The organism is Ensifer sp. 4252 (assembly GCF_050434565.1).
GTDB lineage: Bacteria > Pseudomonadota > Alphaproteobacteria > Rhizobiales > Rhizobiaceae > Ensifer.
In genome coordinates this window covers 101,099-113,478 of record NZ_JBNDIU010000004.1, presented here as the reverse complement: position 1 = coordinate 113,478, position 12,380 = coordinate 101,099, and the positions used below count along the sequence as shown (strand labels likewise).

Annotated in this window: 10 protein-coding genes; all 10 read right to left on the bottom strand. The window is 62.9% G+C overall.

Features of this window, described 5'->3' with window-relative positions; translation table 11 throughout:
- Window positions 1–10 precede the first annotated feature (10 nt).
- Complete coding sequence (locus ABIE33_RS11610) at window positions 11–1,543, bottom strand: glycerol-3-phosphate dehydrogenase (protein ID WP_429125542.1); 1,533 nt, start codon at window positions 1,541–1,543, stop codon at window positions 11–13.
- Window positions 1,543–2,580: a 2-hydroxyacid dehydrogenase gene (locus tag ABIE33_RS11605; RefSeq protein WP_429124930.1), complete on the bottom strand. Its 1,038-nt coding sequence runs from the start codon at window positions 2,578–2,580 to the stop codon at window positions 1,543–1,545. Before ABIE33_RS11605 ends, ABIE33_RS11610 begins: the two co-directional genes overlap by 1 nt.
- On the bottom strand, window positions 2,577–4,154 hold the full coding sequence (locus tag ABIE33_RS11600; RefSeq protein ID WP_429124928.1) for an FGGY family carbohydrate kinase: 1,578 nt from the start codon (window positions 4,152–4,154) through the stop codon (window positions 2,577–2,579). The genes ABIE33_RS11605 and ABIE33_RS11600 overlap by 4 nt, the downstream gene beginning before the upstream one ends.
- Window positions 4,154–5,278: an ABC transporter ATP-binding protein gene (locus ABIE33_RS11595; RefSeq protein WP_429124926.1), complete on the bottom strand. Its 1,125-nt coding sequence runs from the start codon at window positions 5,276–5,278 to the stop codon at window positions 4,154–4,156. Before ABIE33_RS11595 ends, ABIE33_RS11600 begins: the two co-directional genes overlap by 1 nt.
- Window positions 5,275–6,393, bottom strand: coding sequence for an ABC transporter ATP-binding protein (locus ABIE33_RS11590; RefSeq protein WP_429124924.1), 1,119 nt, complete (start codon window positions 6,391–6,393; stop codon window positions 5,275–5,277). The genes ABIE33_RS11595 and ABIE33_RS11590 overlap by 4 nt, the downstream gene beginning before the upstream one ends.
- Window positions 6,394–6,396: 3 nt before the next feature.
- On the bottom strand, window positions 6,397–7,254 hold the full coding sequence (locus ABIE33_RS11585) for a carbohydrate ABC transporter permease (protein ID WP_429124922.1): 858 nt from the start codon (window positions 7,252–7,254) through the stop codon (window positions 6,397–6,399).
- A 9-nt stretch (window positions 7,255–7,263) separates the two neighbouring features.
- The gene (locus ABIE33_RS11580; RefSeq protein WP_429124920.1) at window positions 7,264–8,187 is read right to left on the bottom strand and encodes a carbohydrate ABC transporter permease; all 924 of its coding nucleotides are present in this window, start codon (window positions 8,185–8,187) and stop codon (window positions 7,264–7,266) included.
- Between the two features lie 195 nt (window positions 8,188–8,382).
- Window positions 8,383–9,825 (bottom strand): extracellular solute-binding protein, encoded by a 1,443-nt coding sequence (locus ABIE33_RS11575; protein WP_429124918.1) that lies wholly within the window; start codon window positions 9,823–9,825, stop codon window positions 8,383–8,385.
- Window positions 9,826–9,950: 125 nt separating this feature from the next.
- The gene (locus ABIE33_RS11570) at window positions 9,951–10,919 is read right to left on the bottom strand and encodes a sugar-binding transcriptional regulator (RefSeq protein WP_429125540.1); all 969 of its coding nucleotides are present in this window, start codon (window positions 10,917–10,919) and stop codon (window positions 9,951–9,953) included.
- A 570-nt stretch (window positions 10,920–11,489) separates the two neighbouring features.
- Complete coding sequence (locus tag ABIE33_RS11565) at window positions 11,490–12,293, bottom strand: helix-turn-helix transcriptional regulator (RefSeq protein ID WP_429124916.1); 804 nt, start codon at window positions 12,291–12,293, stop codon at window positions 11,490–11,492.
- Window positions 12,294–12,380 lie beyond the last annotated feature (87 nt).

Sequence of the window (12,380 nt, the reverse complement as noted above, 5' to 3'; positions counted from 1 at the left end):
CCACTCTCCTTCAGGCCGCCACTTGCTGGCGTTCCAGCCAGCCGGTGAAGGCCTGCCGTTCGGCCGGCGTCATATGCAGGCCGTGTTTCGTCCGCCGCTCCAGGAGGTCTTCCGCCGTCACAGCCCATTCGGTGTCGATCAGGAAGCGCGCCTCGCGCTCGCGAAACAGCGGACTGAACACCGTGCCGAGGTCGTCGAGCGACCTGGCATTGCCGATCAGGTCATGCGTGCGTGTACCGTAGAGCCGTGCGTAGTGCTTGGCGAGATCGGCCGGCAGCCAGCGATAGCGTGCCCTGAGATCGCCGAGAAATTGCTCGAAATCGGCATTGGTCATGTCGCCCCCGGGCAGATGCGCCTTGGCGGTCCAGGCTGCACCCATCTGCGGGAAAAACGGCTTCAGCCGCTCCAGCGCATGCTCCGAAAGCTTGCGAAACGTCGTGATCTTGCCGCCGAAAACCGAGAGCAGCGGCGCCTGACCATTCACCGCATCGACTTCGAAGATATAGTCGCGGGTGACTGCCGAAGGGTTTTCGGCATTGTCGTCATAGAGCGGACGCACGCCGGAGAAGGAATGGACAATATCGTCTTCGGTCAGTTGATGCTTGAAGTAGCGGTTCACCGATTTCAAGAGATAGGCGATCTCGTTGCCGTCGGCCGAAACGTCCTCGGGACGTCCCTCATAGGGAATGTCGGTTGTGCCGATCAGCGCCAGGTCGTTTTGGTAAGGGTTGATGAAGATCACCCGCTTGTCCGGGTTCTGCACGAGATAGGCTTGCCGCCCCTCCCAGAATTTCGGCACGACGATATGGCTGCCCTTGACCAGCCGCACGCTGCGGCTGGAATTGAGCCCGGCGATCCGACCGATGACCTCGTTGACCCATGGGCCGGCCGTGTTGACGACGCAGCGCGCCTTGACCTCGGATTTCACGCCGGTACGCAAATCCGTCATCTCCACCTGCCAGAGGCCGTCGACGCGACGGATGGCGCTGCAGGCGGTGCGGGTTAGCACCCGCGCGCCCTTCTTCTGCGCATCGAGCGCGTTGAGCACGACGAGCCGGGCATCATCCACCCAACAGTCGGAATATTCGAAAGCCTTGCGGTAATCCCGCTTGATCGGCGCACCCTCGGGCGCAGTCCTCAAATCCAGGCTGCGCGTGCCCGGCAGGCGCTTGCGGCCGCCAAGGTGATCGTAGAGGAAGAGCCCGAGCCGAACGAGCCAGGCGGGCCTGTCCGCCGGATTGTGCGGCAACACGAAACGCATCGGCCAGATGATGTGCGGGGCCGACTCCAGCAGCACCTCGCGCTCGATCAGCGCCTCGCGCACCAGCCGGAACTCGTAATATTCGAGATAGCGCAAACCGCCATGCACCAGCTTGCCCGAGCGCGAACTCGTGCCCTGCGCCAGATCGTCCTTCTCGCACAACAGCACCGAGAGCCCACGCCCGGCGGCGTCGCGCGCGATCCCCGCACCGTTGACGCCGCCGCCGACGACGAAAAGATCATATATTCCGGTCTCGGAACCCACGTTCTTGCCCCCTGTCATCAGCACGGATTGACCGGCGGCAGGCCGGCAATATAGCGGCGCACCTCTTCGGCAGCCATCTCGGCCGCAAAGGTAACGGTGCGCACCGACGCGCCGGCGATATGCGGCGTCAGCGTCACGTTCGGAAGCGCGAGCAACGGCCAGTCCTCCGGCACCGGCTCCACCGAAAAGGTCTCAAGCATGGCTGCCGACAGATGTCCGCTCACCAGGTTTTCGTAGAGTGCGTCATAATCGCAGAGCGGTCCGCGCGCCGTGTTGACGAAAATCGCACCGGGTTTCATTTTCGCGAAGGTCTCGGCATTCATCATGTTCCGCGTTTCTTCGGTCACGCGCGGGTGCAGCGTCACGAGGTCGGAGCGCGACAGGAGGCTGTCGAGCGAGACCTGCTCGACGCCGGCGTTCAGGTCATCAGCGGAGAGTTGCACATAGGGGTCGTGCACCAGAACCTTGGTGCCGAACGCCCGCAAAAGCCTGACGACCTTGGTGCCGATATTGCCGTAGCCGATGACGCCGACGGTCATCTCCGAAAGCTCGCGGCCGGTGCGGTCGGCGCGATAGAGGTCGCCGCGCCACTCGCCCTTGCGCAGCGCTTCATGGCCGGTGCGGATCAGTCGCGTCTCGGCGAGGATCGCGCCGAGCGTGAATTCGGCAACGGCGCTGGCATTACGGCCGGGCGTGTTGACGACGCTGATGCCGGCGCCGCGGGCGGCGGCCATGTCGATATTAACAGGCCCGCCGCGCGAGACGGCGACGAGCTTCAGCCCGGGGAGCGAGGTCAGCATGCCGCGCGACAGCGGCGCAAGCTGCGTCACCAGGATTTCCGCGTCGCCGATGAACTCGACGATATCGTCGGCCTTGCCCAGATATTCCTTCAGGCCGTCCATGCCTTCGACGGCGTAGCCATGCTCCATCGGCACATCCGGCCAGGGCAGTTCGAGGGTGCGGATGTCATGGCCGTCGCCGCTTGCTTCGACGATCTTGTCGCGAAACACGTCCGGCAACATGAACCGGTCGCCGATGATGGCTATCTTCTTCATTTCAGTTTTTCCTGTTGTGGTCCCGAGGCCGCATCCTGGGAGAGTGCGTGCCACACGGGTCGAAGCGCGATGCGCGACTGCTGGTAGGAGGGGAAAAGGCCGTCGTAACGGCGCGCAAGCGCCTCGTCGGCCGGCTCGGCGGTACGCTGATGCGGCGACACCCAGTCGCGCACACAATCGGCCATCGAGGGGTAGATGCCGAGCGACACGGCAGCGATCATTGCAGCACCCGCCGCCCCCGCCTCCTCGCGTTCGCTGGTCTGGACGCTGGCACCGAGGGCACCGCCAAGGATGCGCCGAAGCGAGGCGCTGCGCGCCGCACCGCCAGTCAACCGGATGCGGCCCGGAAGCGGCCCCATCTCGGCGTAGCAATCGCGCGCGGCCATGGCGAGCCCGTCGAACACCGCCTTCACCATGTCGCCGAAACCGTGGGTGATCGACAGCCCGACGAAGGAGGCCCGCGCCGAAGCGTCAACAAAAGGCCCGCGCTCGCCCGCCTCCGAGATATAGGGCTGGAACAACAGCGACGTATCCTTGGATTCCGCCAGCCAGCAGTCGACATGGGAGAGAAGCTCGCTTTTGGTCTTCTCGACGCCCATGCCCTTCAAGAGTCCGCCGGCGACCGACAGGATCCAGTCGATGTTGAGCGTTGCCGCCATGTTCGACTGCATCTGCGCGTAGGTGTCGGCGATCGGCATGCACATGGTGTAGCCGGTGAGATCGCGGTTGAGCCGCACGTCGTCGGCGCTGGTCGCAAGCCGCATGTGCATGCCGGTCGAGCCGATGATCGAGCAGCCGGTGTCGGTGCCCGGATCGTAGAGCCCGGCGCCAAGTGCTGTGCAGACCACGTCGACATAGCCGAGCACCACCGGTGTCCCCCGGGGAAGGCCGGTAACGGCAGCCGCATCCGCCGAAAGCAGGTGCTGCGATGTCACCCCGTCGACGATCTCCGGCAGGAAATGCTTGAGCTTCTGCAGCCCGAGAAAGCGGATGACGTCGTCGTTGTAGCTGCGGGTGCGGAAGTTTCCGAAGGTGAAATTGGCTTCGGACGGATCCGTCGCACGCATCTGCGTCAGCTTGAAATAGAGCCAGTCCTTGCAGTGAAACGTAGTCGCGACGCCCGACAGCATCTCCGGCGCGTTGTCGCTCATCCAGCGCAATTGCGCGCCCTGCTGGCAGGCGGCAAGGCCGGAGCCGGTGCTGGCGAACCGCTCGACATCGCCGCTGTCGCCGCGCAGCCGCTCGACCGTGTCGCCGGCGCGCGCGTCGAGCCAGAGCCAGCCCTTGCCGACCGGCTCGCCTCCCTTGTCGATCATCCAGGTGCCATCGCCCTGGCCGGTCACCGCGATCGCGGCAACGCGGCCAGGGAGGTTCTCGATCCTGGCCGAAAGCTCGGTCAGGGTGGTGACCGTATCGGTCCAGGTTCGGTTGAGATCCTGCACGCTGCCGGTCCTGCCGACGGCCTCATAGGCGTTCGGCACCGATGCCATGCCAAGTTGCCGCCCGCCAAGATCGAAGGCCACGGACTTGATGACCGACGTTCCCGCATCGACGCCGATGAGGATGTCCCGCATCAGGCAAGCTCCTCGCCGTGGCTGATCGCCTTGCCGCTGTCGCCATCGAAGACGTGCAGGCTCGAGGGGTCGAGGTGGATGCCGATTGGCTGGCCGACGGCAAGCTCCGTGCGGTCGTGCTCGACCAGCACCATGGTGCCGCCGGCGAAGTCCGCCGCGATATGCGTCTGGTCGCCAAGCCACTGGTTGACGGCCACCCGGCCGGCCACCCCGTCGGCGCTCCGGCGCACCGAATAGGGCCGGATGCCGAGCACGACTTTCTGCCGTTTCATCAGTGCATCGCGCACCGCATGGGAAAAGTCCGACGCCGGATATTCGAGTCGCACACCGTCCTTGAGGCCGAACGACACCTTGGCATCCGAACCGGTGACGCTCGCCTCGAACACGTTCATCGGCGGCTCGCCGACGAAGGTGCCGGTGAAGAGGTTGGCCGGACGCTCCTTGATCTTCTGCGGCGTATCGAACTGCTGCAGCACGCCGCCCTCCATGACGGCGATGCGGTCGGCAAGAGCGTTCGCTTCCGTCTGGTCGTGGGTGACGAGGATCGCCGTCAGCCCGCGCTCCTTGATGTAGTGCTTGATGCGGCCGCGAAGCACCGCGCGCAGCTGCGGCTCGAGCTGGCCCATCGGCTCGTCGAGCAGATGCAGGCTGGCGTCGCGGACCAGCGCCCGCCCGAGCGAGGCGCGCTGCTGCTGGCCACCGGAGATCGAGCTCGGATAGCGGCCGAGAATGTCCTCGATCTCGAGCAGCTTGGCGATACCAGCCACCTTCTCGTCGACGACGCTCTGCGACAACTTGGAAGCCTTGAGTGCAAAGGCGATGTTCTCGCGCACGGTCAGAGGCGGGTAGAGTGAATAGCCCTCGAAGGCCATGGCAACGTTGCGGCGCACCGGCGCAAAGCTCTGCACCTCGCGCCCGCCGAGCGAAATCGTGCCGCGGGACACGGCCTCGAAGCCGGCGATCATGCGCAGCGTCGAGGTCTTGCCGCAGCCGGACGAGCCCAGAAGCGCGATGATCTCGCCCCTCCTGACGTCCATGTTGAGCTTCTTGACGGCGTGGACACCGTAGTCGAGCGGACCGTAGAACTTGTCGACGTCTCGGATCAAAAGAGCGGTGTCGTTCATGCCGCTTCTCCATTGCGCTTGGATTCTATGTCGGCGCGCGGCAGAAGTCGGCCGCTCGCCTTGTCGAAGAGGAAAGCCTGGGCGCCGTTGACGGCGATATGGGCTGGCCCCGCCACCGGCCCCGGCGTTCCGGCCGGACGCGACACGAGGATTTCGCGGCCGCGCGCGGTCATCGCCAACGTCACGGTCTTCTCGTTGAGCGGCGTTTCCGCCTCGACCGTCACGGGGATGGCGCCCGGCGCCGATGCGTCGGTGAAGACGATGGTTTCCGGGCGAAGACCGAGAACGCACGACTGGCCCGAGACATCGCCGTCATAAACCGCGAGACGCACCCTGACGTTGGAGAGCTCGACGAAGACGCCGTCGCCGCTCTTCTGCGGCACGACATCCAGAAGGTTGATCGTCGGATCGCCGAAGAGGCGGGCGATCTCGATATCAGCGGGCGCGTTGTAGATCTCTTGCGGCGTGCCGATCTGGCGGATGCGGCCCTGCGACATCACGGCGATCCGGTCGCCGAGTGCCATCGCTTCCTTGTAGTCCTGGGTGACGTAGACGACAGTGGCACCTTGCGCCGCCAGCAGCCGCGGCAGTTCCAGCCGCATCTCGAAGCGCAGCTTGGCGTCGACATTGCGCAAGGGGTCGTCAAGAAGCAGCAACGGCGGCGAACCGACGAGCGCGCGGGCCAGTGCCGTGCGCTGCTTCTGGCCGTTGGAAAGCGCCTTCGGGTGGTGGCTCAGCACGTGGTCGATCTTCAAGAGCTTCGCGACCTTCTGCACGCCCGCAGCAATCGCATCCTTCGACGACTTCGTGGCCGTCAACGGGCTTGCGATATTGTCGAAGGCGCTCATGTGCGGGAAAAGCGCGAAGTTCTGGAAAGCCATGCCGACGCCGCGGTGTTCGGCATCGACATCGGTCATGTCCTCGCCGCCAATCAGCACCCTGCCCTCATCCGGCTCGATGACGCCGGCGACCAGGCGCAAAAGCACCGTCTTGCCGGCGCCGGACGGGCCAAAGAGCACCAGGCGTTCGCCATTGGCGACGTCGAGCGACAGGTCGTCGAGAACCGTCTGGCTCTTGTAGCGCTTGACGATGTTTTTTAAGTGAAGCGTCGTCATGTCTTACCCTTTCACCGCGCCAAGCGACAGGCCTTCGACGAGGTAGCGCTGGGCGTAGAGTGCGAGCGCCAGCGTCGGCGTGACCGAGAGAACGATGGCCGAGGCGATCTGCCCGTATTGGATGCCTGAGGATGTGACGAAGGCAAGTGCGCCCACCGTCACCGGCTGCTTGTCGGCGGATGCCAGCACCAGCGCGAAGACGAAATTGTTCCAGGCGAAGATGAAGGCGAGCAGGCCGGCGGCGGCAATACCGGGACCGGCGAGCGGCAGGGCGATCTTGCGAAAGGTCGCAAACCAGGAATGGCCGGCGATGCGATAGGCATATTCGACATCGGCCGAGATATCCTCGAAATAGCCGCGCACGATCCACAGGATCAGCGGCAGGCAGATGAGCTGGTAGACCCAGATCAAGCCGAAGTACGTGTTGGAAAGGCCGAGCCACTGGAAATACTGGGTCAGCGGCAACAGCACCAGCAGCGGCGGCGCGAAGCGGAACGACAGCAGCGTGAACGCGATGTCCTCCGATCCCTTGAACTTGTGGCGGGCAAAGGCGTAGGCCGCGGGAACGCCGAGCACCAGCGCCACCGCAACGGACGCGACCGACAGGAAGATCGAGTTGCCGAGATTGCGCATGAAGGCGATGTCGAGCGTGCCGGCTGCGGTCTGCAGTTTGCCGGTGATCAGTGCCGCATAGTTCGACAGCGTCGGCGAAAACACGATCGACGGCGGAATGGTCAGGATCGTCTCGTTCGTCTGGAACGACATCAGGAAGATCCAGAAGATCGGGAACATGAAGAAGACAACGACGAGCGTCAGGGCGACAGCGCGCAGGACCCGTTCGATGGGAGACATGGTTTCCATTTGAACCTCCTACGCTTCGCCGCGAGCGCGTTCGCGCAGGCGCAGCCAGTTTTTGATGAAGACGTTGGAGAGCGTGTAGGTGATCGCCCACAGGATGATCAGAAGCGCTGCCGAACGGCCGACATTGGTCGACTGGAAGAAGTTGAGATATGCCTCGACCTGGAAGACGGTCAGCGTGTTGCCGGGTCCCCCTTGGGTCATCGCGTAGATGATGTCGAACTGCTGGATACTGTCGAGCAGCCGGAACAAAGTCGCTGTCAGGATATAGGGCGTCAGCATCGGCAATGTGATGCGGAAGAACACGAAGCTCCTCGGCACACCATCAAGGGCCGCCGCCTCGAAAGGCTGGGTCGGCAACGAGCGCAATCCGGCCAGAAGGAGGATCATGATGAAGGGCGTGTAAACCCAGATATCCACGAGAATGACGGTCAACAGCGCGGTATCAGGCGACGAGGCCCAGCGAAAATCATGCAGGCCGATCAAGCTGGCGAGGTAGCTGAGGATGCCGAAGCTCGGATTGGTCATCAGCTTCCACATCAGCGCGGCCAGCGCCGGCGCGATCATCAGCGGCAGAAGCAGCATGATCGAGATGAAGTTGTTGATGGTGGAGCGGCGCTGCAGAAGCATCGCGATGCCGAGGCCAAGCAGCAGCTCCAGCGTCACGGTGATGCCGGCATAGAGCAGCGACACCTTCAGCGTGTTCCAGAAGGCCGGGTCGGTGACGAAGTTCAGGTAGTTTTCGCCCCAGTTGAACTGACGCGCCCAGGGCTGGCTCAGCCGGTAGCGCTGAAACGAATAAATAACCGCCGTGAAGAAGGGGATGAGAATGCCGATGCACACGAGCAGCGCCGGTAGGCTCAGCACATAGGGAAGCATCTTCCTGCTGATCCTGAAACCTGACGCCGGTTTGCGGAGGGTTGCTGTTGAAGCCATGTCGAGCTCCGTTCTCTAACTCTTGAAGAAAGCACGCGGCACGCGAGGCGTTGTCTAGCCCGCGCCAGTCCATCGGCATCTCAGGTTGGTTTGGGCGGCCACCGGCCGGTCACGGGATGCCCGACGCTCAAGTGCCTCTTTGCGTTCATTTGAACGCGCGGCTCTCAAGTCGCCGGGCATCGCTTGGGAGGCGTATCAGCCGAGACCAGCTTCCTTCAGCTGGCGATCGATGCTTTCGACGAGCTGGTCGAGACCTTCATCGACCGGCACCTGCTTGGCGACCATCTTCTGCAGCGTCGCTGCCCACTCGGTGGTGACGTCGAAGAACAGCGGCTGCGGCGTGAACTTGATCGAAGCGCCGGCGGCCGACGCATCGAACATTTCGACATAGCCCGGATACTTGCCGTTCAGCTTCTCGCGGAACATCTCGTCCTTCCAGATCGACTGGCGAACCGGATCGACGAAGTCCATCTTGGTGGCGCCGAACAGCGCATGCTCGGGACCGGACGCCCACTGCAGGAAGTACCAGGTTGCGTCCTTGTCCTTGGAGAAGTTGGACATGGCGAGCGACCAGATCCAGATGTTCGGCGTCGAGGCGGTGGCTTCCGGGTTGGCGGCAAAGGCGGCATAACCGAGCTTGCCGGCCATCTTGTTGTCGCCGCCGTTCATGAAGTAGCCGAGGCAATCGGCATCGAAGATCATCGCCGACGCACCGGCGCCAAGGTCGGCGCCGACCTGATACCAGGTATAGGTCGACCAGTCCTTCGGGCCGCTTTCCTGGATCATCTGCACGAACTTGGCGTGGTAAGCCTTGGATTCGGCCGTGTTCATGGCCGCCGACAGCTTGCCGTCGGCCGAAACGTTCAGGTCCTTCTGGTTGAAGTTGGCGTAACCCGACAGGAAGCCCGGGTGGATCGTCGCCCAGGAGCGCGAGCCTCTGACGCCGATGCCGTAGATGCCGCCGATGTCCTTCTGCAGCTTGGCTGCAACCGCGATCATGTCATCGAGGTTCTTCGGCAGCTCGACGCCGGCCTTGTCGAACATCTCGCGATTATAGGTGATGTTGTTCTGTTCGAACGCCCACGGAATGCACCATTGCTTGGCGTCTTCCGAACCGAGTGCCCCACCGGGTTGGCCGTTCCAAGCGCAGGAGTTCTTCACACCGGCGAGGAAATCGTCCCAGTTGTAGTTGGGGTTGGTCTTGGCCGGATCCTTGATCCACTCGTTGAGGTCGGCGATCCAGCCGGCCGGGCCATAGGTCCAGGTCATGTAGGCGCCGGTCATGAAGGCGTCGTATTCGGTCGAGCCCGAGGAAAGTGCTGCCGTCACCTTGTCGAAATAGACGTCTTCGGGGAACACGTCATAGGTGACTTCGATGCCGGTCAGATCCTTGAAGGCCTGAAGGTTGGCAATCATCGCGTCGGCATAGGGATGCTTGTTCAACAAGAGCTTCAGCGACTTTCCCGAATGCGCCTTCCAGTCGAAGTCGGCGGCCAGCGCCTGGGTCGACATCATGTTGAAGAGCGTGCCGGCCGAGCCGGCCGCAATCCCGGCCGCGCCGAGACCCTTGAGCATGCCGCGACGATCTACCTCTCCGCACAGAAACGCGCTGATGAGGTCTTTCTCCTTCTCGTACATAAGTCTTCTCCTCCGTTGCGGGTATGATTGCATCATGCGATCACCGGCTACCCGACCGGTATTCCTCCCCTTGAGGCTTTAGAGCGACACCTCTTCGCCCTCGCCTCGACTTTGCAAGACACTCCTCATTTGCCGTCGGCGGCCAGCGCCCGAGCCGTTTTCTCGTCGGTGATGAGACCGCTTAACAGGCCGCTTGCCAGCACCGCGCGGATGGCGGGCGTCTTGATCTTGCCGCCGGCAACCGCAACCGTGCGCCGATCCTTCAGGTCGTCGCGGCTGAGTGTGAAGGTGCGATTAGACAGCGTCGTCTCGATCGGGCGACCATCCTCGTCGAAGAAGTGGCCGAGCAATTCGCCCTTGCCCCCGCCCCTCTGGATCTCCTCGATCTCACTCATCTCGATCATGCCCGTCGAAACCAGCGACGCCTCGCGCTCTGCCGTGCCGATGCCGACCATCAGCAGATCGGCGGTCTTGGCGAGATCGAAGACCTCGCGCACGCCGCGCTGGCTAAAGAGCACGTCACGGTCCTCGACCGTGTTGGCGAAGAACGGCACCGGCATGACATAGGCTTCGGCTCCCGTGCGCTCGGCCAGCCGGTGGATGACGTCATGCGGGTTTGCCGAAAACTTGCGGGTGAGCCCGCCGAGCAACGAGACGAAGCGGGTATTATTGCTGGTGGTGCGCGGCAGATACTCGACGCAGGCGGCAAGCGTGCGGCCGTGCCCGACACCGACCAGCGCGGTTTCGCCCCGCTCGATCTCGCGCTTCAGGAACTGCGCACCGGAAATGCCGAGCGCCTTCAGCGGCAGGTCGTCAGCATCGAAATCGGGAACGACCTCGCAATAATCGAGGCCATAGCGCGCCGAGAGCTTTTGCTCCAGTTCGACGCATTCCGACACTTCGCCATCGATATAGACCTTCACCAGACCTTCCTGGTTGGCCTTCATGATCAGCCGGTGAGCTTTGAGCGACGTCAACCCCAGCCGCTTGGCGACCTCGGCCTGGGTCAGGCCGCCGGCATAGTGCAGCCACGCAGCCCGCGTCGCCATGCTGGTTTCGTCGTCGCGAAGGTTTGCACCACCGATGATCGCCATCGTCTCCACCCGGACCGTTATGCTGCAATGCATGATAAATTTTGCATTGCATGATATTTTTATCTCGCTAATGAAATAAATTTCATGCCGTGAAAAAAATGTCAAGCAAGAACGTGAGGACCGCGATCACGCTTTGTGGATCGGTGGGAACGATGGGGATTAAGGGCGGCTTTGATGCGGCTGTCAGGGGCCGATACCCGATGCCCCCCACGGGCCGGAACGGCACAAACCGTAGCGAAGGCTTGAATGCATCGGTCGTCGGCGAAAGCGGCACCAATCCGTATCGACAATAGGAATGCCGGTTAAACTGCTGTCACGAGCGGGCCGGCCGCTGAGGAAACGAACAAAAGCCAAATCCTCCTCATTCCTGTGCCCGTCACAGGAATCCAGTCAGCCCAAGTCTTTGGGCTGAAAGGACCTTTGACCCGGCAGACCCCGGGCCGCTGGATCCCCGCCACAAGGGCCAGGATGAGGGAGAGTGGGAGTGGGATGCACTGCACCTCAAACAAGGCATTATCAGCGGCTCGCCGACACGCTGACCGACCAAAACGCCGGCTTGCGGCTCAGCCCTTACTGGCCGAGATTGCGCAGATAGAGGGAAAGAAGCTGCGTCTGCGAGGAGATGCCGAGCTTGCGGTAGACGTTGCGGCGGTGGACTTTGACCGTGCCTGTCGAAATTCCAAGCTTGAGGCCGATCGATTCCGATGAATGCCCCTGCAGCACCAGTTCGATGATCGAGGATTCGCGTTCGGTCAGATTGAGATGCTGCCAGACGCCGTCAGCTGGCGGATGCACCGACTTTCTCCGGCTACGTCCGGTCTTCGCCAGCGCCGCGTCGAACCGGCGCCCGAGATCGGCCCAGTGGTGGCGCACCAGCGCCGAGACCAGCGGCTCGACCTTCTTCAACAGTGCGAATTCCGCAGCGCTGAACGGTCCCGTCGCCTCGCGCCGCATCAGCGACAGGACGACGGTGATCTCACCGCTGATCGGCACGAAGAAGCCGACCTCCTCCGCAAGCCCGGTCTGCACGTAATAGGTCCGGTAGTATTCGCTGGAGAAGAACCGGTCCGGCGCCCGCTCGCGCATGCGCCAGACGCCCGGCTTGCCCTCGCAGGCCGCATGGTAGAACGGATCGAGCAGATAAGGGCCAGCCTGATAGAGACTGACGAACAGAACGTGATCCTTGGCGTTGAAGGTGCTGTAGAGATCGAGCGGGCGTTCCTTGCCGCGATAGGCGAACACCACGACATAGTCGAAAGTCATCAGCGTCGACATCAGTTGCCGATAGGCCGAGCCCACAGCCTCGTCTTCCATGGCCGCGCCATCGACCATGGGCGCCAACACCTGAAATAATCCCTCGAGATCGATGCCCAAACCGCTCTCCCGCCGATCCGGCCCTGTTCCGGGGTATACTCCTCCCACAAGCCAATTCGCGTTGAAATACCTCTCTCGGGGTATATA

What these genes read in the sequence shown, in the direction of transcription:
- ABIE33_RS11580 (WP_429124920.1), bottom strand. Translation starts at nt 8,187, where the DNA reads ATGGCTTCAACAGCAACCCTCCGCAAACCGGCGTCAGGTTTCAGGATC.
- ABIE33_RS11600 (WP_429124928.1), bottom strand. Translation starts at nt 4,154, where the DNA reads ATGCGGGACATCCTCATCGGCGTCGATGCGGGAACGTCGGTCATCAAG.
- ABIE33_RS11595 (WP_429124926.1), bottom strand. Translation starts at nt 5,278, where the DNA reads ATGAACGACACCGCTCTTTTGATCCGAGACGTCGACAAGTTCTACGGT.
- ABIE33_RS11610 (WP_429125542.1), bottom strand. Translation starts at nt 1,543, where the DNA reads ATGACAGGGGGCAAGAACGTGGGTTCCGAGACCGGAATATATGATCTT.
- ABIE33_RS11605 (WP_429124930.1), bottom strand. Translation starts at nt 2,580, where the DNA reads ATGAAGAAGATAGCCATCATCGGCGACCGGTTCATGTTGCCGGACGTG.
- ABIE33_RS11570 (WP_429125540.1), bottom strand. Translation starts at nt 10,919, where the DNA reads ATGGCGATCATCGGTGGTGCAAACCTTCGCGACGACGAAACCAGCATG.
- ABIE33_RS11590 (WP_429124924.1), bottom strand. Translation starts at nt 6,393, where the DNA reads ATGACGACGCTTCACTTAAAAAACATCGTCAAGCGCTACAAGAGCCAG.
- ABIE33_RS11575 (WP_429124918.1), bottom strand. Translation starts at nt 9,825, where the DNA reads ATGTACGAGAAGGAGAAAGACCTCATCAGCGCGTTTCTGTGCGGAGAG.
- ABIE33_RS11585 (WP_429124922.1), bottom strand. Translation starts at nt 7,254, where the DNA reads ATGGAAACCATGTCTCCCATCGAACGGGTCCTGCGCGCTGTCGCCCTG.